Raw genomic sequence first — 22,581 nt, 5'->3', positions numbered from 1 at the left:
GTTATTGTTCCCCATCCTTTCAGGGGAGACGCTCATTACCGAGGGTATGCTTTTGCATCCCGGTATGTAAATCGCACAATTCGCAATACAGTCTTGCAGCTTTTTGGTGCAGCAAGACCGGCAACATCATGACGAAGAGACAGTGGGAGAAATCATGACGAAGAAAAAGGTGCTGCTCTCCTGGAGCAGTGGCAAGGACAGCGCCTGGGCACTGCACAAATTGCAGCAGGATCCGGCCATCGAGGTAGTGGGGCTGTTTACCACCCTCAATCAGGCTTTCGAGCGGGTGGCCATGCACGGAGTGCGCAAGCAGTTGCTGATGCAGCAGGCCGAGTGTGTGGGGTTGCCGCTGACTACCCTCGATCTGCCCTGGCCCTGCACCAATGAGGATTACTCCCGCATCATGACCGATTTCATCGCGAGCGTGGTGGCGCAGGGGATCCGCCACATGGCGTTTGGCGACCTCTTCCTCGAGGATGTGCGCGCCTATCGGGAGAAACAGCTGGTGGGAACGGGCATAGAGCCCTTGTTCCCGCTGTGGGGCAGCAAGACGGACGAGCTGGCTCGGCAGATGATGGCGGCGGGGCTGAGGGCCAGGATCAGCTCCCTGGACCCGAAAAAGCTGGATGCCAGCCTGGGCGGTCACGATTTCGATCCTGCCCTGCTGGCGGCCTTGCCGCAGGGGGTGGATCCGTGCGGCGAGAACGGCGAGTTTCACACCCTGGCCTATGATGGTCCCATGTTTCTGCGCCCGTTGACGATGTACGTGGGAGAGACGGTGGAGCGGGACGGCTTCATCTTCACTGACTTGTTGCCTGCGGACTCCGCCGCCTAGTCGAGGTTGGTCTCCTTGTCATCGTTGTAGCGCAGTGCAATTTCGTGAAACAGCAGGTGGATGCGGGCGAAGGCATCCGTGATGTCGGGATCGAAGTGACTGCTGCGTCCCGCCAATATGATGGGGACCACCTCCGTATGGGACATGGCCGCCTTGTAACACCGCTTGCTGATGAGGGCATCGTACACATCTGCCAGTGCCATCAGTCGGGCCGACAGGGGGATTTCATCCCCCATCAGACCGTAGGGGTAGCCGGTGCCATCCCATTTCTCGTGGTGGTAGCAGGCGATCTCCTTGGCCAGCCGCAGAAACTCGACCTCCACTCCCAGCGCTTCCTCGGCGTGGACTATGGCCTCCTTGCCAAGGATGGAGTGGTGCTTCATCTGGGTGAACTCATCCGCATCCAGCTTGCCGGGTTTGAGCAGGATCCGGTCCGGTACGCCGACCTTGCCGATATCGTGCAGGGGGGCAGACTTGAACAGCAGATCTATGGTCTTGGGGGTCAGCTCTGCACGAAAGCGAGGGTGATCGCACAGGGTTTCCGCCAATAGCTTCACATAGTGCTGGGTGCGCAGTATGTGGTTGCCGGTCTCGTTGTCCCGGGTCTCGGCCAGAGAGGCGAGGGAGTGAATGGTGATGTTCTGGATCAGCTCGTTTTCACGGGTGCGCCGTTCCACCTCCTGTTCCAGATAGGCGTTTTGGTCATGGAGCAGATCCCGTGCAGCTTTCAGCTCAAGGTGGTTTCTGACGCGGGCCAGTACGATGGCGGGAGAGATAGGCTTGTGGATATAGTCCACGGCGCCGAGTGCCAGTCCGTGCGCTTCTGCGCTCTCCTCTACCTTGGCGGTCAGGAAAATCACCGGAATATGCCATGCCTGCGGCATCTCCTGCAGTGCCTGCATCACCTGATAGCCATCCATCTGGGGCATCACCACATCGAGCAGGATCAGATCCACCCGGGTGCCTGATGACAGTATCTCCAGCGCCCGCTGGCCACTGATGGCCACCTTGACCCGATAGTGCGGGCCCAGCAGGGCGCTGAGCAGGGAGAGGTTTTCAGGGGTGTCATCGACCACCAGCAGGGTGGGTTTGGTGTCGGGATCCAGCAAGTTGAGCATAGTGGTGCCTCACTCTTGGTTGAACAGATCGGGCCTGAGGGCCCGGACTTGTTGCAGGTGTGCCAGTGCATCCGTAAAACGGAAGCGGGTCATGGCGTCTGCCATCGTCGATGCTGTTTCTCCCAGCTGTCCAGTCAGCTGTTTCTGATGTTGCTGGAACAGGGTCAGTGCCTCTGCATCATCTTCCACCAGCAGTTGGGTCAGCTGCGCCAGCAGGGGCGCTATGTTTGTTGGCTCTTGCTCCGGCAGGTCCGGGGCTGTCTGGGTGGGCAGCAGGGCCAGCACGCCATCGCTCAGTTGCTGTTGCATCTGCAGCCCCTGTTCGGCCAGCGGTAGCAGGCTGGTGGTGTCGTCTCCGCGGGAGAGCGCACTCTCCAGCTTGGCCGAGATATCTCGCAGTGGATCGGCGCCCAGAGTGGCGGCAATCCCTTTGAGGGTATGGGCTTGCCGATGGGCTTCCTCCCTGTCGTCTGTCTGCAGGGCGGTGATCAGGCTCTGCATGGGTTGGGTTCCTTGTTGGGCAAACCGTTGCAGCAGGTCCTGATACCACTCCCAGTTGTGTATCAGCCGTTGCAGGGCCGCCTCGACATTGAGCCCGAGCGCCTTTAGCTGCGGCAGCAAGGGCAGGTCCTGTGGTGAGGGTGAAGTCTTGCGTGTTGCATCGGTTTCACGGCTGAAGGCGGGCACCCAGCGCAGCAGGGCGGCATAGAGCTTGTCGGGGTCGATGGGCTTGGCGATGTGGTCATCCATGCCCGCTGCCAGGCAGCGCTCTCTGTCACCGGCCATGACATTGGCCGTCATCGCCAGGATGGGGATGTGCTGCCCCGCGTCTTCCTGTTCGCGCAGTTGACGGGTGGCGGCCAGTCCATCCATCACCGGCATCTGCATGTCCATCAGGATCAGGTCGTATGGCTGTTGCGCCGCCATTTGCAGGGCAATAGCGCCATTGCCGGCGATGCTGACGTCGGCTCCCACCGCTCGCAGCAGCTCCATCGCCACCTGCTGGTTCAGTTCGTTGTCTTCTGCCAGCAGTATGCGGAGTCCGTCGAAGCGATAGTTGTGGGTGGGCTGGGGGGTCTTCAAGGTTATCGCCGTGGTTTGATGGCCAAACAGTCCTATGATGGTATCGAACAGTACTGAGGCACACACCGGCTTGACCAGCACCCGGTCAAAACCGGCGGACTGGGCTTCGCGAAAGACCTCTTCCCGCCCATAACCCGTCACCATGACCCGATAGAGCCGCTTGCCAAGACCGCGGGCGATGAGGCGGCGACCCGTCTCTATGCCGTCCAGCCCCGGCATGTGCCAATCCAGCAGCACCACCTCATAAGCGTTACCTTCCTGCTCGGCGCTGGCGATCATCTGCAAGGCCTGCTGACCCGATTCGGCGGTGTCCACCAGGAAGCTCATGCTGCGCAGCAGGGCAGCCAGTATGGTGCGGGCGCTGGCACTGTCGTCGGCTACCAGCATGCGGCGCCCACGCAGGTCCAGACTCGGCAGATAGCGTGATCTGTATCTGCCACGGCCGAGTCGGGCGGTAAACCAGAAGGTGCTTCCCTTGCCCGGTTCGCTCTGCACGCCGACCTCACCCCCCATCAGTGCAGCCAGTTCGCGGGAGATGGCGAGCCCGAGGCCGGTGCCGCCGTATTTGCGGGTAGTGGAGCTGTCCGCCTGCTGGAAAGACTGGAACAGCCGTTGCTGCTGCTCCTGGCTCATGCCGATTCCCGTGTCCTGTACCGAACAGTGCAGCAGCACCTCCTTCGGCAGTTTCTCCAGGCAAGTGACCTTGACCAGTATCTCCCCCTGCTCGGTGAATTTGACCGCATTGTTGGCGTAGTTGATCAGGATCTGGCCGAGCCGGAGGGGATCGCCATAGAGCAGGGTGTCGAGCTGGTGGTCGACCTCGAACAGCAGCTCTATGCCCTTGGCTTCGGCCTTCTCGCCCACCAGAGTCGCCAGATTTTCCAGCACATGGTCGAGATCGAACTCGATCTGTTCCAGATCCAGCTTGCCTGCCTCTATCTTGGAGAAGTCGAGGATATCGTTGATGATGCCGAGCAGGTGCTGGGCCGAGCGCTGGATCTTGCCCACATAGTCGGCTTGCTGCGGATCGAGCCGGGTTTGCAGGGCGAGGTGGGCCATGCCCAGGATGGCGTTCATGGGGGTGCGGATCTCGTGGCTCATGTTGGCGAGAAAATCGCTCTTGGCCCGGGTCGCGCTTTCTGCCAGCTCATAGGCCTGCTCCAGCTCCTGATTCTTGGTCTGCATCACGGCGAACAGCTCATCCCGGGTCGGTTCGGCGAACTGCTGCTGCATCTGCAACAGCAGAGCGTCATCGGGCCAGTGCGGCAGGTGGCACACCAGGGCGATGTCAGTGTCAGAGTGAGGAACCAGCCGGATGTTGCCATGGCCAGCGCCGGATGGACTGTGCTCCAGTGGCTCGTCCGCAGAGAGGGAGACCCACAGCTCCTGCGTATGGCTCTCCAGCCACAGCTGGAGTTGCAGCGAGTCGGTGGTCGCCGTCAGCTGGCGTACCAGCTCCGAGGTGGTACCCGCCAGCGGCGCCACGAAGGTGGGGTTCTTGTCGATGCAGGTGAGCACCTGGATCACCTTGCGTCTGGCGGTGAGGGCTGCCGCCGGGCCAGAGAGCCTGATATCACCGATCCGCTGCCGCATCTAGCGCTCCTTCTCCGGTTGTACCCGCAACACGATACAACTCGCATCGTCCGTGCTGCGGCCGCTGTGGTCCATGACTTGACGGGCCAGGATGGCGGGATCCGCCCCCAGATCCAGTGCGCCGTCACGCAGGTTGAGCGACTCGCTGATGCCATCCGAATAGAGCATCAGCACATCCCCCGGCTCCATGGGCTGGCGTTGCAGCAAGGGGGTGGGGAAGCGCTCCCCCAGCACTCCATCGCGGGAGATGCCGCGCCAGAGGTCATGGCCGCGCAGACAGATGCGGGTGTTGCCGATACCGGCGTAGCTCAGTTCCCCCCGGTCACTGTTGACCAGGGCTATGCCAGCTGCCGCTCCCCGGGTACCGATGCAGTGTTGATGCAACAGCTGAAGCAGAGGTGCCGGCTCCTGCTCATGGGTGTTTTGCAGCGCCTCTTCCAGTGTCAGTGCCAGCTTGTTGGCCGAGGTGCCGTGGCCGCTGACATCGATCAGCACCAGCAAGACGCCGTCGGGGGAGGGACGGATAAAGACCAGATCGCCGGAGACCTTTTCCGGATAGCAGGGCCTGTTTTCGCTGGCCCATGCCAGTTTCAAACCAGGCTGACCCCATGGCTGGGTTGGCATAGTGAGGCGTATCGTCGAGGGTGCCGAGCCCAGCCACTTGCGAGCCTGCACCAGGGTGCCCCCTTCCGGCGGTGTGCTTATGGTGAGCTCTGACATCATGCGCCGCACGCCGGGCAGCCCCAGCCCCAGGGTGCCCGAGGTGCTGTAGTGATCCTGCAGGGCCTGATGCACATCCGGTATGCCGGGCCCCTTGTCACGGGCGATGATGTCGATGCAGGCTCGTCCCTTGGGGTGATGGAGGATCAGGGTGATCTCTCCCTGCCCGGCGTATTTCAGGATGTTGCTGCCAAGCTCGGAAACCACGGTGGAGAGCATGGCACGATCCACGTCAGACAGGCTGGCGATATAGGGGAGTCGACGCACCGCCATCACCGTCAGGTGCAGATCGATATCGTGGCGCAGCGGATAGTTGGCCTCCTGAGTCGCATGCTCTTGCATCATGGCGGTTTACTCCTCGCCCTTGAGACGGCGGACGTGGGCGAAGGCGTCGTCCATGTCGATGAAGCAGCGCAGCGGCCCGGGCTGCGCTTCGGCCAGCGACAGAAACGCGGCGATCCCGGCATTGAGCCCCACCAGCAGGCAGATGGCGCCTAACAGGCGGCACACCTCCGCCAGCTTGCGTACCTGTCTGAACTCATGGTGATCCAGCAGCATGACGCCGGAGAAGTCGAGCAACACTGCATGGTGACGCCCGTGTACCAGTCGCTGGGAGAGGGCCTGCATCAGCATCTGCATGCCATCGTCACCGAGATCGGGACGCATGCTGACCACTATGCAGTCGGCCACATCGGCGATGCCAAGATCGTTGTTGAGCTGCATGGTCATGGCCGTATCCTAGAGGGTGGAACCGACCCGTTTGAGCGCTATTTCGAAGGCATCTCTCAGGGTTGCCGTGGTACGGACGTCGCCGACCGACACCCCCAGCTCCACCATGGTGCGGGCAATGGCGGGGGAGACTCCCGAGATGATGGCCTCACAGCCCATGAACTGGGTCGCCTTGGTGATCTTGATCAGCTGGTTGGCGACGCCGGTATCCACGGTGGCGACACCGGCAATATCCAGCACGAAGACCCGGGCCCGGGTTTCGGCGATCTTGGTGAGTGACTTGTTCATCACGTCGGCGGTGCGCATTGAGTCGATGATCCCCACCAATGGCAGCAGCAGGATCCCGTCCCAGATAGGGGTGACAGGGGTCGACATCTCCTGCAGCGACTTGTGCAGCTCCTCGCGCACTCTGGCGGCTTCTTCCGCTTCCACCATGGCACGCTTGAGCTGGCGGTGCTGCTCCACCTGCGCCGTGATGTCGGTGGCAAATTTGACGATTTTGCTGGGCTTGCCGTTCAGATCCAGCACCGGGTTGTAGGATCCCTGGATCCAGACCTCCTGTCCCTGCTTGCCGAGCCGGCAGAATTCGCCTGCGAGAAACTCGCCCCGTCGCAGGGTTTCCCAGAAGGTGCGGTAATCCGCCGACTGGGCGTAGTCCGGGTCAACCAGCAGCCTGTGGTGCTGGCCCTTCAGCTCCTCCAGCCGGTAGCCCACTATGCCGAGAAAGCGTGGATTGGCATCCAGTATGGTGCCATCCAGCGAGAATTCTACCTTGCCCATGACCCGGCTCAGGGCATTGAGCTGGCCCTCGAAGCTGGCAGTGAGCTGCTTCTGCCCGGTCAGATCCATGGCGTATACGATGATGCGGGTCAGCTGCCCCTCGGCATCCAGAACCGGGCTGCAGGCACCCCGGATCCAGATATCCCGCCCCTGTTTATCCAGCAGGTGAAACTCGCTTTCCTGTGACGTGCCGCTGCGCAGCGTCTCCCAGAAAGTGTCATAAGTGGCAGATTGGGCCTCATCCGGGGAGAGCAGCATGTCGTGGTGCTTGCCCTTTAGCTCATCCAGGGGGTAGCCCATGATGGCGAGAAAATGAGGGTTGGCATCCAGGATCAGCCCCTCTTGCGAGAGTTCGAGCCGGGCCAGCACCTGATCGATGGCGTCCATCCCGGCCTGATGAGGGGAAGGGGCCGAGCCTGTGGTATTGGAAGAGGAAGTGTGCGCGTCCATGGCATCTCCAGTGAGAGGGAGTCGTTGATTTTGATGTCAATAAAGGGTGCTAAGCAGTTATAGCCCACTCCGGCTCTTCCGGCTGGAATAAAGGGTCAAAAGAGGCTTGTCATCTTCCGGTTGCTGGATGTTTATTCCGAGGGGACAAAACAGGGCGGGATCTGTCCACCGAGCCCAGTTTTGTGGCGAGTTTCACGGTTTGCATCGGCAGCATGGGGCAGGATTGGCACCCCGTTTCATTCACGTCATGAGTTGTGCCATGCCCGCTTTTTCCCGTCTTGCCCTGATAGCATCTCTGTTTGCCGCCACCTTCAGCCTGCCCGCCCTGGCCGATCAGGTCATGACCAGCCCGGCTGGTGTCACGACTGTGACCCTGGCACAGCAGGCTCCTGTTCACTGGGTCTCGGTAGAGCAGATTGCCAAGAGTCTGGATGGTCTGCCCCCGATGGCGGTAGGTTTTGATATCGACGATACCCTGCTCTTCTCCAGCCCGGGTTTCTATCGCGGCAAGCAGGAGTTCTCGCCCAACGACGAGAGCTATCTGAAGAACCCCGCCTTCTGGGAGAAGATGAACAACGGCTGGGATGCGTTCAGCATGCCGAAAGAGGTGGGCAAGGCGCTGATCGCCATGCACCTCAAACGCGGCGATCACATCTATTTCGTCACTGGCCGTTCGGCCACCAAAACGGAAACCGTGAGCCAGACCCTGCAGCAGACCATGGGGATCCCCGCCGATCGCCTCAATCCGGTGATCTTCGCCGGCGATCAGCCTGGCCAGAACACCAAGGTGCAGTGGCTCAAGGACAAGCAGATGAAGGTCTTCTACGGCGATGCGGACGGGGATATCAAGGCTGCGCAGGAAGTGGGCGCCCGCGGCATTCGGTTGCTGCGGGCGGCAAACTCCAGCTATCGCCCACTGCCGCTGGCTGGCGCCCTGGGGGAAGAGGTGATCGTCAACTCCCAGTTCTGAGCGGCGTAACCGCTATAAAAAAGCCGGATCCTGTCAGGATCCGGCTTTTTAGTCAGTCTGTGTCGCGGAAGTTGGCATCGTGGCATGGGTTGCCGACAAGTTCCCCTTGTGCGCGTACGGCGGTTTAGTCCGCCCAGGGCATCTCGGGCAGGGAATCCAGAAACTGGGCGTAGCGCTCTAGGTTGAAGGGGCCCTGTTCAGCCTCCATCGCCATCAGCTCGGCCCCGAGGGCGCAGGCGATATATTGCAGCGCCTCTTCCCGTGGGGTGCCCTTCATCACCAATCGCATCAGGGTCGCCTTGACCTGCAACGGATTACCGTCGATCAGCTGGTTGTCGACCATCTCCAGCAGGGTTTGCTCGTCAAAGAACTCGGTGGATTCGCTCATGGTGTACTTCCTCGTCATGCCATAAAAGATGCCAGTATAACGAAGCTGGCATTAACACTTTGAAATATTGCGATAAAAACATTTCTGTGGCGCCAGTTTTTGTTACTCATACTTATCTGTGGGTTTGCTGTCAGCAAACGAAAACCATCATAAAATTGCATGGACGGATATCGATATGCCCACCATAGACTCTCTGTTATCCCATCCCCAAAACCTGCCCAATGTACCCGAAGTCATGCGCGATCTGGTACAGACCTTCAATGAGAATGAGCCAGATATCCTGTTGATCGCCAAGAAGATCAACAAGGATCCCGTCATCTCTGCCAAGCTGCTGCGGCTGGCCAACTCCGCCAAGTTTGGCGGCAATCGTCAGGTTGCCACCGTCAACGAAGCCGTGGTGCGGCTCGGAGTCGATGTGGTACGCAATATGGTGCTTGCCTGCGGCCTGACGGGATCTGTTCATTCGGTGCCCGGCATCGATCTCAGGCACTTCTGGGGCAACGTGTTCGATGTGGCCGAGCTGGCCAGGTTGCTGGCCAAGATAAAGGGCATGAAAGGGGAGGAGGTGTTCACCTGTGCCCTGCTGTTCGACATGGGGCGCCTCATCATGCATGTGGGTCTGCCGGAAAACATGGTTAACCACATTCAGGATCTTGAACCCAGCAAGGGGCGCGCCAAGGCAGAGGAGCTGGTGGTTGGTTTCAACTATGCCCAGACCGGGGCCGAGATGGCCAGGCGCTGGCAATTTCCCCTCAGTATCTGCCATGCGGTGGAATACCACTACAACCCCATGCTGGCCAAGGAGTTTTCTGTCGAAGCTGGCCTGATCCATCTGGCCATCGCCCTGGCGGCCCAATCGGATGTGGGGGAGGTAGCGCCGCCCGAGTGGCCAACTCAGGTAGCAGACCGACTTGGTCTGCCATGGTCTGACTGCGCCGCCGTGCTGGTGGCGATGCGGGAACACGGCAATGGCTATGCGGGTTTGCTGGCGGCCTGAGCCCGTTCATATTGTCACCGGGCCGCAATGCGGCCCTTTTTCATGGGGTTTGCCTTGCCAACCCTGCGGTGCAGAGGCAGTCTTGAAGGCCTGTATTTTCTGAAAGAGCCCTTGTCATGATCCTCTCCGAGCGCCTGCTGCTGCGCGAACTGACCATCGCCGATGCTCCCTTTATTCTTGAGCTGCTCAACGACAGCGATTTCCACCGTTACATTGGCGATCGCGGTGTGCGTACCCTGGCGGATGCCGAACACTACATCCAGCAAGGGCCCGCGGTCAGTTATGCTCGCCATGGCCACGGCCTCTATCTGGTGGCGCGCAGAGGCGATGAAGCCAAGATCGGCATCTGTGGTTTGATCAGGCGAGACACCCTGCCCTGTGAAGACATTGGCTATGCCTTCCTGCCCTCCTATCGTGGTCAGGGTTATGGCATAGAAGCGGCAAAGGCGGCGCTGCAGGACGGCCGGGAAAGGTTGGGGATTGTGCGTGTCATCGCCATAGTCACACCGGGCAACGAACGATCACTGTCACTGCTGGCCAAGCTGGGGCTGGTACAAAGCCGGCTGGTCAAGTTGAGCGAGGATGCCGACGCGTGTCTGCTGCTGGAGGCTGCCGGAGCCGAAACGAACCTGGCCTGAGGTATGAAACGGGGATGCAGCTGACAGCCAGTGATGGAAGGCGATGCTGACGGCGCTGGTTCAGGAGAATAAACAGGAGTTGAAGCAAAGAGGCCGCCGTGAGTTGCGGCCTGTCTGCATCGGGCGCTGCCGGAGGGCAGGCAGGATCAGTTGAGGTCTTCGATGGAGAACTCGCCAGCGATACCATCACAGGAGATGGCGAAACCGCCGCTGAAGCGGGTGCTGAACTGGATCAGGAACGCATCGGAATCCTGCTCTTGCACAGGCAGGTTGATGGGTTTGCTACGACGCAGGGGTTTGTGTGTATGTATGGTTTTCATCATGGTATTTCTCTATATAAATTAAGTGTTTGCTCCTTGTGTTGGCAAATGTCAGGTTAATGGACGCGGTTGACTTTGTGGTCAACAAGCGCGCAGGAATACCCAGCCCTGTCAGGGGCGTCTGCACTATCAAGGAATATGCTGATGCATAAATCAAATTGGGTGGGCAGAGCGGGTCTGCGCCGTGAGAGCCGGGCAACGCAGGCAGACAGCCTGACGGTTCTCGAGGCGAGTAAATCAGAGGGAGGTTATGCGGATACTGACAGGATTCATCGTGAGTGAAGCATTGCAGGGTAAACATAAACAGGGCTGATTAACTAGCCGGCGCGCATTCTCTCCTCGATATGAATAAAAAGCAAACAATTATTTGGTGATTTTGTGCCAGATCCGTTTTTGTCGTGTTATCCGAGATAAAAAGGGCTCCCGTCGGGAGCCCTTTTTCAGCAGGTCAATCACTGTCAGACGGTGACTCAGTAGTCGCCGCTGGCCTTCTTGGCGGCGGTTATCATGGGGGTAATGGTCATGCCCTGCACCACGATGGAGAACATCACCACAGAGTAGGTCATCACCAGTATGACCTGACGCAGATCGACGTTGTGCCCGGGTATCATCATGACACCGGAAGGCAGTGCCAGCGCCATGGCCATGGCCAGACCGCCACGCAAGCCGCCCCAGGTAAGGATGCGGATGGTGAAGCGGTTGTAGGTGCGAAAACGGCGGAAGGCCATGAAGGGGACAGAGACGCTGATGAAGCGCGCGGCCAGGCAGAGCGGTACCGCGATAACCAGCAGGATCCAGTCACGCCAGGCGAGATCCAGCAGCACCAGCGCCAGGCCGATCAGCAGGAACAAGAGCGCGTTGAGGAACTGGTCCATCAACTCCCAGAAGTGATCCAGATAGTGGCTGCTCTGCTCGGAGAAGCCGGAGTGACGGGTCCAGTTGCCGATCATGATGCCAGTCACCACCATGGCCAGGGCACCGGAGACTCCCATCATGTTGGCAAGGGCAAAGCCGGCCGTCGGGATGCAGAGGGTCAGCAGCAGCTCCAGGGAACCATCGTCGGTGGCACTGATCATCACGTGGGCGAGCAGCCCCAGCACGGCGCCGAACAAGATGCCGCCGAGGGCCTCGTGCAGGAACAGACCGGCGACGCTGCCGAAGGTCGGTTCAACGCCACCAAAGGCGACGGCAAAGACGGTGGCGAAGATCACCAGACCGGTACCGTCGTTGAACAGGGATTCCCCTTCGATCTGGATGGCGATCTGGGGGGGCGCCTGCATCTTCTTGACGATGGCCAGCACGGCAATGGGGTCGGTGGGGGTGATCAGGGCCCCGAACAGCAGGCAATATACCAGCGGTACTTCCCAGCCCAGCAGCTTGGCGATGAACCAGAAGCCGTAACCGATCAGGAAGGTGGAGAGCAGGGTGGAGAAGATCGCCAGTATGGTGATTTCCCACTTCTGGCTGCGCAAGGCCTTGAGGTTGATGCCAATGCCGCCAGCGAACAGCAGGAAGCCCAGGATCCCCTTCAGCAGGAAATTCTGGAAGTCGATGCTCTTCATGGTTTCGATGGCCAGGGGCTCAAGGTTGAACCAACCCAGTTTGCCAAACAGCACCATCAGGGCGGAGATCAGCATGGATCCGGCAGTGATGGCGATGGTGGTCTGGATCTTCACGACATACTGGTTGGCAAAGGCGATCAGGATCGCCAACGCTGCCAAAAAGCAGAGTGTGTAGTAGACGCTCATGGTTATTTTTCTCGTTAGTAAACAGCAAGCACGTATCCTTCGCTGAGGACCGGCATAGGGTACTCTGGGGTCACATGTTACTCATTACCTATTTATGAGTATCCGTCGGTTATTGTGGACTCCGCCGTGGACAGATAGACGGCTAGATTTCCATTTGATTTGTTTGCTGCTAGGATGACCTTCACGCAGTTGCATGGATGTAAGAGGAGCGAGCGGTGTTGAACGAAAAGCCGAGCATAAAGTCGGACCCAACAAAGAAACTGGAATCCTGTCTCAAGGAACGGATCCTGATCATCGACGGGGCCATGGGCACCATGATCCAGGGCTACAAGCTGGGCGAGGCGGATTATCGCGGTGAGCGGTTTGCCGACTGGCATACCGACATCAAGGGCAACAACGACCTGCTGGTGCTGACCAGGCCCGGGATCATTCGCGAGATCCACGACCAGTATTGTGCCGCCGGGGCCGACATCCTCGAAACCAACACTTTCAACGCCACTCGCATCGCCATGGCCGATTACGAGATGGAAGAGCTTTCGGCCGAGATCAACCGCGAGGCGGCCAGGCTGGCCCGTGCCGTGGCTGACGAGTGGACGGCGAAAGAGCCCCACAAGCCCCGCTTTGTCGCCGGTGTGCTGGGCCCCACCAACCGCACCTGCTCCATCTCGCCGGACGTGAACGATCCCGGCAAGCGCAACGTCACCTATGACCAGCTGGTGGCTGCGTATACGGAGTCGACCCATGCCCTGATCGAGGGGGGCGCGGACCTCATTCTGATCGAGACCATCTTCGATACCCTCAACGCCAAGGCGGCTGCCTTTGCGGTGGAAGGGGTGTTCGAGGCGCTGGGCTATGCGCTGCCCGTGATGATCTCCGGCACCATCACGGATGCCTCGGGGCGTACTCTCTCCGGCCAAACCACCGAAGCCTTCTATCACTCCCTGCGCCATGTCAAACCCATCTCGTTCGGTCTCAACTGTGCGCTGGGGCCCGACGAGTTGCGTCAGTACGTGGAGGAGTTGTCGCGCATCAGCGAGACCTTTGTGAGCGCCCACCCCAATGCCGGTCTGCCCAATGCGTTCGGCGAGTACGATCTCGACGCGGGTGAGATGGCTGACCATATCCGCGAGTGGGCCCAAAGCGGTTTTCTCAACATGGTGGGCGGCTGCTGCGGCACCACCCCGACCCATATTCGCGCCATGGCTGATGCCGTGGCCGGCATCAAGCCGCGCACCTTGCCCACGTTGCCGGTCGCCTGCCGCCTGTCTGGCCTCGAGCCCCTCATCATCACGGCGGACTCCATGTTTGTGAACGTGGGTGAGCGTACCAACGTCACAGGTTCCGCCAAGTTCAAGCGGCTGATCAAGGAGGGGCTCTACGACGAAGCCCTCGATGTGGCCAAGCAGCAGGTGGAGAGCGGTGCCCAGATCATCGACATCAACATGGACGAGGGGATGCTGGACGCCGAAGCGGCCATGGTGCGCTTCCTGAACCTGATCGCCGGTGAGCCTGATATCGCCCGTGTGCCCGTTATGATCGACTCCTCCAAGTGGGAGGTGCTGGAAGCCGGCCTCAAGTGCGTGCAGGGCAAGCCGGTGGTCAACTCCATCTCCATGAAAGAGGGGGAGGAGAAATTCATCCAGCAGGCCAAACTGCTGCGCCGCTATGGTGCCGCCGTCATCGTCATGGCGTTCGATGAGGTGGGCCAGGCTGACACTCGCACCCGCAAGTTCGAGATCTGCCAACGGGCTTACCGGATCCTGGTGGATCAGGTGGGTTTCCCGCCGGAAGACATCATCTTCGATCCCAATATCTTCGCGGTGGCGACCGGCATTGACGAGCACAACAACTATGCGGTGGACTTCATCGAGGCGGTGAAGGACATCAAGACCCATTTGCCCCATGCCATGATCTCGGGCGGTGTCTCCAACGTCTCTTTCTCGTTTCGCGGCAATGAACCGGTGCGCGAAGCCATCCACGCTGTCTTCCTCTACCACGCCATCCAGAACGGCATGGACATGGGTATAGTCAACGCCGGTCAGCTCGCCATCTATGAAGACATACCGGCAGAGCTGAAGGCCAAGGTCGAGGCCGTGGTGCTCAACTTGAGTGACAGTGCCACCGAGGATCTGCTGGCCATCGCCGAGAAGTATCGCGGTGCCGGAGCCCAGGCGGAGGATCCGCGGGATCAGGAGTGGCGCAGCTGGCCGGTGGGCAAGCGGCTGGAACACGCTCTGGTCAAGGGCATCACCGACTTTATCGAAGAGGATACGGAAGAGGCGCGGGCCGGTGCCGAGAAGCCGCTGCACGTGATCGAAGGGCCCCTGATGGATGGCATGAACGTGGTCGGCGATCTGTTTGGCGCGGGCAAGATGTTTCTGCCTCAGGTGGTCAAATCCGCCCGGGTGATGAAGCGGGCTGTGGCCTATCTGCAACCCTACATCGAAGCCGAGAAACAGGGCGGCTACAGCAACGGCAAGATAGTGCTCGCCACCGTCAAGGGTGACGTGCACGACATCGGCAAGAACATCGTCGGCGTTGTGTTGCAGTGCAACAACTACGAGATAGTGGATCTCGGGGTCATGGTCTCCTGCGAGACCATTCTCAAGACGGCGCGGGAAGTGGGGGCCGATATCATAGGGCTGTCTGGCCTGATCACGCCGTCTCTCGACGAGATGGTGCACGTGGCCAAAGAGATGGAGCGTCAGGGCTTCAAGCTGCCGCTCTTGATCGGCGGTGCCACCACCTCCAAGGCCCACACAGCGGTCAAGATAGAGCAGAACTACAGCGAACCCGTGGTCTATGTGTCGAACGCGTCGCGCGCCGTCGGGGTGGCCCAGAGCCTGCTCAACCCTGAACTCAAGCCTGCGTTTGTCGCCCGCATCGACAAGGAGTACGAGGTCGCCCGGGATCAGCATGCCCGCAAGCAGCCGAGATCCAAGCCGGTCAGTCTGGCCCATGCCCGAGCCAACCGGCAGCAGCTGGACTGGGTGAACTATCAACCGCCGGCCCCCCGTGAGCCGGGCGTGCAGACGTTTGAGAACGTGCCCGTCTCGGTGCTGCGCCCCTACATAGACTGGACGCCGTTTTTCCTCAGCTGGGAGCTGGCGGGCAAGTATCCGCGCATTCTCGAAGACGAGATCATAGGTGAGGAGGCGACCAAGCTGTTTGCCGATGCCAACGCCATGCTGGACAAGCTGGAGCAGGACGAGAGCGTGCGCTGCGCCGGCATCATAGGTCTGTTTCCGGCCAACACGATCGGCGACAGCATAGAGGTCTATACCGACGAGTCGCGCAGCAAGGTGCGCAAGGTGCTGCACCACCTGCGTCAGCAGAGCGAGAAGCAGGGCTTCCCCAACTACTGTCTGGCGGACTATGTGGCACCGAAAGAGAGCGGCAAGCCGGACTGGATCGGTGCCTTCGCGGTGACTGGCGGTATCGGGGAAGAGGCCATCGCCACTGCCTACAAGGCGGATCATGACGACTACAACGCCATCCTCATCCAGGCGGTGTGCGACCGTCTCGCCGAGGCCTTCGCCGAGTATCTGCACGAGCAGGTGCGCAAGCGGCATTGGGGTTATGCCCAAGATGAGGCCCTCAGCAATGAGGATCTGATCCGCGAGAACTACCGCGGCATCCGCCCGGCGCCCGGTTACCCCGCCTGTCCCGAGCACACTGAAAAAGGGAGCATCTGGGAGCTGCTGGGCGTGGAGCAGGCCATCGGCATGAAGCTGACGGAATCCTACGCCATGTGGCCGGGGGCGGCCGTGTCGGGCTGGTACTTCTCCCACCCCGACAGCAAATACTTCGCGGTGGCGCAGATCCAGCAGGATCAGGTGGAAGATTACGCTGCCCGCAAGGGGATGACCCTGGCGGAAGCAGAACGCTGGCTGGGGCCGAACCTGAACTGAATCCCGATCTCCCGAGTGACATTGGTTGATCTTTGACGAGAAACGGCGGCATCCTTGGGCTGGTGGACAGACCAGCTTAGGGCCGCCGTTTGACATATCGGTGACAACGGGATTGCAGTGTGCAGTTCTGCGTGGTTTGTCTTGTTGTCAGGAGAAACAATTGGCGTTGTCTTGGCGCTGTGGCACCTTATACTCTCCCGCCCCATCCTGCCCAGGCACTGCCTTCTAGCGGAATTGTCATGAAGATCGCCATTTTATCCCGTGAGCCCAGAAACTATTCCACCCGCCGTCTGGTCGAGGTGGCGCAGGCGCGCGGTCATCAGGTAGAGGTGCTCGACACCCTGCGCTGCTACATGAATATCGCCTCCCACAGCCCCTCCATTCATTACGAAGGACGAGAGCTGGAGAGTTACGACGCCGTGATCCCGCGCATCGGCGCCAGCATCACCTTTTACGGCACCGCCGTGCTGCGCCAGTTCGAGATGATGAACACCATGGCCCTCAACAGCTCTGTGGCCATCTCCCGTTCCCGCGACAAGCTGCGGGCCATGCAGTTGTTGTCGCGCCACGGCATAGGTCTGCCCATCACCGGCTATGCCCACAGCACCCATGATGTGCCGGATCTCATCACCATGGTGGGGGGCGCCCCTCTGGTAGTGAAGCTGCTGGAAGGCACCCAGGGAATTGGCGTTGTGTTGTGCGAGACCCACAAGGCGGCCGAGAGCGTGATCGAGGCCTTTATCCAGACCAACAACAACATCCTGGTGCAGGAGTATATCCGCGAGGCCAACGGCGCCGACATTCGCTGTCTGGTGGTCAATGGCAAGGTAGTCGCAGCCATGCGCCGTCAGGCCCAGCCGGGGGAGTTTCGCTCCAACCTGCACCGTGGCGGCACTGCCGAGGCGATCAAGATAAGCCCCGAAGAGCGGGCCACCGCAGTGCAGGCGGCCAAGATCATGGGGCTGGATGTGGCCGGTGTGGATATTCTGCGTTCTGCCCGCGGTCCTCTGGTGCTGGAGGTGAACTCTTCCCCCGGTCTACAAGGGGTGGAAGCCGCCTCCGGCAAGGATGTGGCTGGCAAGATCATCGAGTTCCTGGAACTCAAGGCGAGCCGCAAGAACAAGCCTGCCGAATAAGCCGCTGACGGCTTGCATAGCGGTATAAACACAAGGCGCCCTCGGGCGCCTTGTGTTGTTTACGTGTCGGTTACTCCCGCATTTCCAGTCTGGCGCTGAAGACGCCAGCCTCCAGCCGGGTGTCTATCTGCCAGCCGAGCTTCTCGCAGATGCGCTGTATGATGGTGAGGCCGCAGCCGTAGCCGAGGATCTGATCCGGCGCGGCCGCAGTCGGGTTGCTGATGGTGAGCACGGGCCCGCACAGCTCGATCTCGATATGCCCCTCGGCATAGCTCAAGGCATTTTTCAGCAGGTTGCCGAGGGCAATGGCGAGCAAGGAGAGGGGGGCATTGACCTCGCTTGCCTCGTCCAGGGTGAGCCTGATATCGAGCGTCTCTCGCTGCAACAGCGGGGCGAGGCGCACCAGCTCCTGCCGGATCAGTGGTTCTACCCGTTGCAACGAACGCTCCACCGCCTCCTTGCGACCCAGCAGCAGGAAGGTCTCTGTGAGCAGCGCCATTTCGTCTGCTGCGGCGCGAATGCGGGTGGTGGCACGGGCGGCGGGGGCGGGCAAGTCCGTTACCTTGCCGAGCAGCGCTGCCGACCCCTGGATCACCATGTTGGGGGTGCGCAGCTCATGGCTGGCAAAACGGCTGAACTCCTGCTCGCGGGCGAACACGGCGGCCACCTCGTGTTTGCCGGTCAGCAGTGCCAGCTCGATCTCCCGCAACTCCTGCCAGGGGGCATCAGGCACGAAATCCGCCTGATCCGGGGTGAGGTGGGCGACCCTTTGCTGCAACCGCTGCAGTGGCCCCGTGATGTGACGCACCAGCCAGATGCCGAAACCGATGCACGCGATCAGCAGGGTCAAGCCTATCAGCCTGGTAGCCAGATGTAGCTGATCTTCGTAAGGATCCAGATAGTCGTCGGCGTCGTCGTTGAACACCAGATAGAGCAGCCCCTGGCCGGAGGGATGGGGCCTCACCAGGAAGTGCTTGTCCTCCTCGCCAAGCTGGTGCTCGAAGAAGCCCGGGCTCTGATAGGGCTTGAGCCAGGCTGGCAGTCGGCCCGCTTCGGTCCAGTAACTGGAGAACTGGCGCGGACTGGGGGCGGGGGCCGCCATGCCGAGCTGCAGCCAGTCATCGTTGTAGCGGGTGACCTCAGCTTCCAGCCAGTGACGCAGGCTCAACTCTTCCATCTTGTCTTCGGCCACCACCATCAACAGGCTGATGATGATCAGCAGCAGCATGCCCGCCCCGCTCAGGGTCAGGATCAGGCGATGGCGCAAACTGGGCAGGCTGACCTGGGTATCCGGCTGTGCCTGGTCAAGGCCTCCCGCTGGCTGGTTCATTGAATCACCCGATGGGGATGGGTCATGGCCTCCGGGTTTGATCATGATGTCACCAGTCGATAGCCCTGACCGTGGAGGGTTTCCAGTATGGGGGTAGGGAAGGGTTTGTCGAGGGCGTTGCGCAGGGCATAGATGTGGCTGCGCAGGGCATCGGAGTCTGGCTCCTCGTCCCCCCAGACTGTCTCCAGCACTTCTTGCCGGCTCACCAGATGGGGGGCGCGGCGCACCAGCAGGGTGAGGATCTGGAACGGGATCTTGCCGAGCTTGAGCTCGACTCCGGCGCGGGTGGCGCGGCCACTGGCGGGATCCAGAGTCAGCTCGCCCACGCTGAGGGCCCCCATGTCGCTGCGGGGGCCACGCAGGGCCAGCGCCTGCAGCCGCACTTCCAGCTCCTCCATGGCGAACGGCTTGACCAGATAGTCATCGCCACCGGCCCGAAAGCCCGCCAGCTTGTCATCCAGACTGTCGCGGGCGGTGAGAAACAGCACAGGGGTTGCTATGCCATCGGCCCGCAGCCGCTCAACCGTGGAGAGGCCATCCAGACGCGGCATCATGACATCCATGATGATGACGTCGAAGCGCTGCTCGGCCAGCAGTTGCAGGGCAGCCTGACCGTGATAGGCGCAGTCCAGCCTGTGCCCGGCCAGCTCCAGGTAATCCATGATGGTTTCCGCTACCTGGGGATTGTCTTCCACCACCAGTATTTTCATGTTTTGATCTCCTGGTTTTGACCGATATTTCACGGTCATCTCACACTGGACGAGGCATCCTGTGTGGCAGTGTAACCCCGAGGATCCCTGATGAAGAAGTCTCTGTGCGCTCTGCTGCTGTTTATATTGTTGCCACTTGGCACTGTGCAGTCGGCCGAGTTCAAGTTGACCGGCCGCACCACCTGGCAACTGGGCCAGCTGATGGTCAACGGCATCCCCTTCGTGCTCGACGAAGGGACCCGCTTCAAGGATGGGCTGAGCGAGGACGATCTCGGTGGCCGCTGGGTCGATCTGGAAGGGGTGGTTGAGGAAGGGGTGAGGGTGATCCGCGAGGTGGAGGCGCTGGACGAAGAGGACGAGATGGAGCTGGAGGGACCGGTGGCGCAAGGACGGATCTGGGGCTATGTCACCTCGGATAACAGCCTGGCTCCCTTCGAAGGGCGCTGGCTGGAGCTGGAGTGCAAGTTCGACGGCATGCGGTTGAGCCGTTGCCGCCAGGATGATTGAGCAGCAGGCGCTTCTGGCGACCGGAAAAATTGCCCGCCCAGGCCCATAGTTAAACCTCATCAGGGTTTGACCATGGGTCTTCTGTCATGACACGCACCTCCCTCCTGCTGCTGGCTCTGCCGTTCTGCACCCTTGCCGTCGATGGCGAGCTCTGGCAGGTGGAGCTGGAACACAACGATGGCATTCGGTTACAATTTCAAGGGGCCGAGCTGGAGCTTGGCAGCGCCGCACTGGCCGGGGTGCGTCAGTTTTCCGACCTCAAACCCGGCATGAAGCTCGCCATCCTGAGTCGCAACGGCGTCGCCGAACATATTCGCCTTGATGGACACGCACCTGAGTCAGAACCGGCTGCCCAGTGGCGCCGGGCGGAGGGCACCTTGTTCGCCGTGACGGGCCATGCGCTGCAATTGCAGGGGCTGGGCACAATGACATTTGATGCCGGTACCCGCTGGCTCAACGGCAGCCCCGCCGATCTGCAACCGGGGCGTACCCTGGTGCTGACCCGTGACGAGACGGGCCGCGTGACCGAGATACTGATCCCGAATCCGGAGGATGAGCCGAAATAATGCCGAGGCCTTGGTCATTTAATTTTGCAATATTTAAATTGCTAAATTAGAACTCGCTTTTTTAAGATGTTCTTAAATATGATTAAGTGACGAATAAAATAATAGAGTGCATGCTCTGATATTATATTGCTCAATATAAAACAATTCTGAATTAATCTTCTGGTTAATTTTTTATATATTAAAGTGTGGACTTGATCGCATAATGAAATTAATGCGACTGATACTGTCATACTCACATGCTGCCTGTTGATATATAAATCGGGTGAATGCATGTCAGTGTTTAATATATTGGGGTTGCTATGAAAAAACTAAAAATAACTGGCTTGTCATTAATCATATCCGGCCTGCTGATGGCACAGGCGCAAGCGGCAGAGCCCGTCTATCCAGACCAGCTTCGCCTGTTTTCACTGGGGCAAGAGGTCTGTGGCGACAAGTATCGCCCCGTCAATCGAGAAGAGGCGCAGAGCGTCAAAAGCAATATTGTCGGCATGATGGGGCAGTGGCAAATAAGCGGACTCGCCAACGGCTGGGTCATTATGGGGCCGGGGTATAATGGTGAAATAAAACCAGGTTCAGCGTCCAATACCTGGTGCTATCCGACCAATCCTGCTACCGGAGAAATACCGACTCTGTCTGCCCTGGATATTCCAGATGGTGATGAAGTAGATGTGCAATGGCGGCTGGTACATGACAGTGCGAATTTCATCAAACCAACCAGTTATCTGGCCCATTATCTGGGCTATGCCTGGGTAGGGGGAAATCACAGTCAATATGTCGGCGAAGACATGGATGTGACCCGTGATGGCGATGGCTGGGTGATCCGTGGCAACAATGACGGTGGCTGCGACGGTTATCGCTGTGGTGACAAGACCTCCATCAAGGTGAGCAATTTTGCCTACAACCTGGATCCTGACAGTTTCAAGCATGGCGATGTGACCCAGTCCGACCGCCAACTGGTCAAGACGGTGGTGGGGTGGGCTATCAACGACAGCGACACGCCTCAATCCGGTTATGACGTCACCCTGCGCTACGACACAGCCACCAACTGGTCCAAGACCAACACCTATGGCCTGAGCGAGAAGGTGACCACCAAGAACAAGTTCAAGTGGCCGCTGGTGGGGGAAACCGAGCTCTCCATCGAGATTGCTGCCAACCAGTCCTGGGCCTCCCAGAACGGGGGCTCGACCACCACCTCTTTGTCCCAGTCCGTGCGCCCGACAGTACCGGCCCACTCCAAGATCCCGGTGAAGATAGAGCTCTACAAAGCCGATATCTCCTACCCCTACGAGTTCAAGGCCGATGTCAGCTATGACCTGACCCTGAGCGGTTTCCTGCGCTGGGGCGGCAACGCCTGGTATACCCATCCGGACAACCGCCCGAACTGGAACCACACCTTCGTCATAGGGCCATACAAGGACAAGGCCAGCAGTATCCGCTACCAGTGGGACAAGCGTTATATCCCGGGTGAAGTGAAGTGGTGGGATTGGAACTGGACCATACAGCAGAACGGTCTGCCTACCATGCAGAATAACCTGGCCAGGGTGCTGCGCCCGGTTCGGGCCGGGATCACAGGTGATTTCAGTGCCGAGAGCCAGTTTGCCGGCAACATCGAAATCGGCGCTCCCGTGCCGGTCGCTGCCGCCAGCCAGTCGAGCCGTGCACGCAACCTGGGTGCCGGTCAGGGTCTGAGACTGGAGATCCCGCTCGATGCACAAGAGCTCTCAGGGCTTGGCTTCAACAATGTCAGCCTCAGCGTGACCCCTGCTGCCAACCAATAATGGCAGTGTGTTGCAGTAAGAGAACCGGGCCTATGGCCCGGTTGTTGTTTGCACTGGTCGGTCTTGTTAAAGGCTTGTGCTTTCCATTTCCCCACTTATACTGGCGCCATCTTGTCGGAGTGCCAACCGTCGAACGACGCAAGGCTGAGACCGTTAATTCGGGATCCGTGGAACCTGATCAGGCTAGCACCTGCGAAGGGAAACAAGGGTAACCAGTGGGTTGCCGCGCCGGGGAGGAACAAGCTTTCCCGCTCGCCGAGAGGAGTGATCCGAC

Annotated in this window: 19 protein-coding genes and 1 riboswitch; of the genes, 9 read left to right on the top strand and 10 right to left on the bottom strand. The window is 59.9% G+C overall.

Going from position 1 to position 22,581, the window contains the following annotated elements; all coding sequences use genetic code 11:
• The first annotated feature begins 154 nt into the window (after window positions 1–154).
• Window positions 155–835: an adenine nucleotide alpha hydrolase gene (locus GWQ27_RS17435; RefSeq protein WP_270687695.1), complete on the top strand. Its 681-nt coding sequence runs from the start codon at window positions 155–157 to the stop codon at window positions 833–835.
• Here GWQ27_RS17435 and GWQ27_RS17430 read toward each other — a convergent pair.
• The 5 genes from GWQ27_RS17430 to GWQ27_RS17410 are packed head-to-tail and all read right to left on the bottom strand — an operon-like array spanning window position 832 to window position 7,308.
• Window positions 832–1,953: a two-component system response regulator gene (locus tag GWQ27_RS17430; protein ID WP_275907890.1), complete on the bottom strand. Its 1,122-nt coding sequence runs from the start codon at window positions 1,951–1,953 to the stop codon at window positions 832–834. The two genes, GWQ27_RS17435 and GWQ27_RS17430, sit on opposite strands and share 4 nt — an antisense overlap.
• 9 nt (window positions 1,954–1,962) lie before the next feature.
• Window positions 1,963–4,629: a response regulator gene (locus tag GWQ27_RS17425; RefSeq protein WP_275907889.1), complete on the bottom strand. Its 2,667-nt coding sequence runs from the start codon at window positions 4,627–4,629 to the stop codon at window positions 1,963–1,965.
• Window positions 4,630–5,694 (bottom strand): ATP-binding SpoIIE family protein phosphatase, encoded by a 1,065-nt coding sequence (locus GWQ27_RS17420; RefSeq protein WP_275907888.1) that lies wholly within the window; start codon window positions 5,692–5,694, stop codon window positions 4,630–4,632. It abuts the gene before it with no gap.
• A 6-nt stretch (window positions 5,695–5,700) separates the two neighbouring features.
• Window positions 5,701–6,072: an anti-anti-sigma factor gene (locus tag GWQ27_RS17415; RefSeq protein ID WP_345893575.1), complete on the bottom strand. Its 372-nt coding sequence runs from the start codon at window positions 6,070–6,072 to the stop codon at window positions 5,701–5,703.
• Window positions 6,073–6,087: 15 nt separating this feature from the next.
• A complete protein-coding gene (locus GWQ27_RS17410) occupies window positions 6,088–7,308 on the bottom strand; it encodes a PAS domain-containing protein (RefSeq protein WP_265420747.1) in 1,221 nt (406 codons plus the stop codon).
• A gap of 259 nt (window positions 7,309–7,567) precedes the next feature.
• Between GWQ27_RS17410 and aphA the strand changes: the two genes are divergently transcribed.
• Entirely contained in the window at window positions 7,568–8,278 is a 711-nt protein-coding gene (gene aphA / locus GWQ27_RS17405) for an acid phosphatase AphA (RefSeq protein WP_234575870.1), read from the top strand.
• Window positions 8,279–8,402: 124 nt separating this feature from the next.
• Here the strand turns inward: aphA and GWQ27_RS17400 are convergent, their stop codons facing one another.
• The gene (locus GWQ27_RS17400; RefSeq protein ID WP_275907886.1) at window positions 8,403–8,666 is read right to left on the bottom strand and encodes a hypothetical protein; all 264 of its coding nucleotides are present in this window, start codon (window positions 8,664–8,666) and stop codon (window positions 8,403–8,405) included.
• 175 nt (window positions 8,667–8,841) lie between these two features.
• On the opposite strand from GWQ27_RS17400, the gene GWQ27_RS17395 reads away from it, so the two are divergent.
• Together GWQ27_RS17395 and GWQ27_RS17390 are read left to right on the top strand one after the other, a co-directional pair.
• Window positions 8,842–9,663: an HDOD domain-containing protein gene (locus tag GWQ27_RS17395; protein ID WP_275907885.1), complete on the top strand. Its 822-nt coding sequence runs from the start codon at window positions 8,842–8,844 to the stop codon at window positions 9,661–9,663.
• Between the two features lie 116 nt (window positions 9,664–9,779).
• A complete protein-coding gene (locus tag GWQ27_RS17390) occupies window positions 9,780–10,301 on the top strand; it encodes a GNAT family N-acetyltransferase (RefSeq protein ID WP_275907884.1) in 522 nt (173 codons plus the stop codon).
• A gap of 146 nt (window positions 10,302–10,447) precedes the next feature.
• Here the strand turns inward: GWQ27_RS17390 and GWQ27_RS17385 are convergent, their stop codons facing one another.
• Together GWQ27_RS17385 and GWQ27_RS17380 are read right to left on the bottom strand one after the other, a co-directional pair.
• Window positions 10,448–10,624, bottom strand: coding sequence for a hypothetical protein (locus tag GWQ27_RS17385; protein WP_021139540.1), 177 nt, complete (start codon window positions 10,622–10,624; stop codon window positions 10,448–10,450).
• Window positions 10,625–11,091: 467 nt separating this feature from the next.
• Window positions 11,092–12,369 carry a sodium:proton antiporter gene (locus GWQ27_RS17380; protein ID WP_275907883.1) on the bottom strand — a complete coding sequence of 426 codons (1,278 nt, stop codon included), beginning with the start codon at window positions 12,367–12,369 and terminating at the stop codon, window positions 11,092–11,094.
• 215 nt (window positions 12,370–12,584) lie between these two features.
• On the opposite strand from GWQ27_RS17380, the gene metH reads away from it, so the two are divergent.
• Window positions 12,585–16,280 carry a methionine synthase gene (gene metH, locus GWQ27_RS17375; RefSeq protein ID WP_275907882.1) on the top strand — a complete coding sequence of 1,232 codons (3,696 nt, stop codon included), beginning with the start codon at window positions 12,585–12,587 and terminating at the stop codon, window positions 16,278–16,280.
• A gap of 239 nt (window positions 16,281–16,519) precedes the next feature.
• Entirely contained in the window at window positions 16,520–17,416 is an 897-nt protein-coding gene (gene rimK, locus GWQ27_RS17370; protein WP_005316298.1) for a 30S ribosomal protein S6--L-glutamate ligase, read from the top strand.
• Window positions 17,417–17,486: 70 nt separating this feature from the next.
• On the opposite strand, the gene GWQ27_RS17365 is transcribed toward rimK, so the two are convergent.
• Together GWQ27_RS17365 and GWQ27_RS17360 are read right to left on the bottom strand one after the other, a co-directional pair.
• Entirely contained in the window at window positions 17,487–18,746 is a 1,260-nt protein-coding gene (locus GWQ27_RS17365; RefSeq protein ID WP_059111654.1) for a HAMP domain-containing sensor histidine kinase, read from the bottom strand.
• 41 nt (window positions 18,747–18,787) lie between these two features.
• On the bottom strand, window positions 18,788–19,456 hold the full coding sequence (locus GWQ27_RS17360; protein ID WP_275907881.1) for a response regulator transcription factor: 669 nt from the start codon (window positions 19,454–19,456) through the stop codon (window positions 18,788–18,790).
• Between the two features lie 90 nt (window positions 19,457–19,546).
• On the opposite strand from GWQ27_RS17360, the gene GWQ27_RS17355 reads away from it, so the two are divergent.
• The 3 genes from GWQ27_RS17355 to aerA all read left to right on the top strand — a co-directional run bounded on the left by GWQ27_RS17355 (window position 19,547) and on the right by aerA (window position 22,307).
• Window positions 19,547–19,963, top strand: a complete 417-nt coding sequence (locus GWQ27_RS17355) for a hypothetical protein (RefSeq protein WP_275907880.1) — start codon at window positions 19,547–19,549, stop codon at window positions 19,961–19,963.
• Between the two features lie 86 nt (window positions 19,964–20,049).
• Entirely contained in the window at window positions 20,050–20,529 is a 480-nt protein-coding gene (locus GWQ27_RS17350; RefSeq protein ID WP_275907879.1) for a hypothetical protein, read from the top strand.
• A 299-nt stretch (window positions 20,530–20,828) separates the two neighbouring features.
• Window positions 20,829–22,307: a beta-barrel pore-forming toxin aerolysin gene (gene aerA, locus GWQ27_RS17345; RefSeq protein WP_275907878.1), complete on the top strand. Its 1,479-nt coding sequence runs from the start codon at window positions 20,829–20,831 to the stop codon at window positions 22,305–22,307.
• A 105-nt stretch (window positions 22,308–22,412) separates the two neighbouring features.
• A riboswitch (TPP riboswitch) is annotated at window positions 22,413–22,526 on the top strand.
• Window positions 22,527–22,581: the final 55 nt, after the last annotated feature.

Source organism: Aeromonas sp. 5HA1, from assembly GCF_029237245.1.
Classification (GTDB): Bacteria; Pseudomonadota; Gammaproteobacteria; order Enterobacterales; family Aeromonadaceae; genus Aeromonas; species Aeromonas salmonicida.
The sequence above is the reverse complement of the archived record's forward strand: the minus strand, read 5'-3'. Positions and strand labels throughout refer to the sequence as shown.

Bases quoted from the DNA above. Each gene is read 5' to 3' on its own strand.
- GWQ27_RS17360 (WP_275907881.1), bottom strand. From the start codon at position 19,456: ATGAAAATACTGGTGGTGGAAGACAATCCCCAGGTAGCGGAAACCATC.
- GWQ27_RS17400 (WP_275907886.1), bottom strand. From the start codon at position 8,666: ATGAGCGAATCCACCGAGTTCTTTGACGAGCAAACCCTGCTGGAGATG.
- GWQ27_RS17385 (WP_021139540.1), bottom strand. From the start codon at position 10,624: ATGATGAAAACCATACATACACACAAACCCCTGCGTCGTAGCAAACCC.
- GWQ27_RS17430 (WP_275907890.1), bottom strand. From the start codon at position 1,953: ATGCTCAACTTGCTGGATCCCGACACCAAACCCACCCTGCTGGTGGTC.
- GWQ27_RS17435 (WP_270687695.1), top strand. From the start codon at position 155: ATGACGAAGAAAAAGGTGCTGCTCTCCTGGAGCAGTGGCAAGGACAGC.
- GWQ27_RS17415 (WP_345893575.1), bottom strand. From the start codon at position 6,072: ATGCAGCTCAACAACGATCTTGGCATCGCCGATGTGGCCGACTGCATA.
- GWQ27_RS17390 (WP_275907884.1), top strand. From the start codon at position 9,780: ATGATCCTCTCCGAGCGCCTGCTGCTGCGCGAACTGACCATCGCCGAT.
- GWQ27_RS17410 (WP_265420747.1), bottom strand. From the start codon at position 7,308: ATGGACGCGCACACTTCCTCTTCCAATACCACAGGCTCGGCCCCTTCC.
- rimK (WP_005316298.1), top strand. From the start codon at position 16,520: ATGAAGATCGCCATTTTATCCCGTGAGCCCAGAAACTATTCCACCCGC.
- aphA (WP_234575870.1), top strand. From the start codon at position 7,568: ATGCCCGCTTTTTCCCGTCTTGCCCTGATAGCATCTCTGTTTGCCGCC.
- GWQ27_RS17365 (WP_059111654.1), bottom strand. From the start codon at position 18,746: ATGAACCAGCCAGCGGGAGGCCTTGACCAGGCACAGCCGGATACCCAG.
- GWQ27_RS17380 (WP_275907883.1), bottom strand. From the start codon at position 12,369: ATGAGCGTCTACTACACACTCTGCTTTTTGGCAGCGTTGGCGATCCTG.
- aerA (WP_275907878.1), top strand. From the start codon at position 20,829: ATGAAAAAACTAAAAATAACTGGCTTGTCATTAATCATATCCGGCCTG.
- GWQ27_RS17425 (WP_275907889.1), bottom strand. From the start codon at position 4,629: ATGCGGCAGCGGATCGGTGATATCAGGCTCTCTGGCCCGGCGGCAGCC.
- GWQ27_RS17350 (WP_275907879.1), top strand. From the start codon at position 20,050: ATGACACGCACCTCCCTCCTGCTGCTGGCTCTGCCGTTCTGCACCCTT.
- GWQ27_RS17355 (WP_275907880.1), top strand. From the start codon at position 19,547: ATGAAGAAGTCTCTGTGCGCTCTGCTGCTGTTTATATTGTTGCCACTT.
- GWQ27_RS17420 (WP_275907888.1), bottom strand. From the start codon at position 5,694: ATGATGCAAGAGCATGCGACTCAGGAGGCCAACTATCCGCTGCGCCAC.
- GWQ27_RS17395 (WP_275907885.1), top strand. From the start codon at position 8,842: ATGCCCACCATAGACTCTCTGTTATCCCATCCCCAAAACCTGCCCAAT.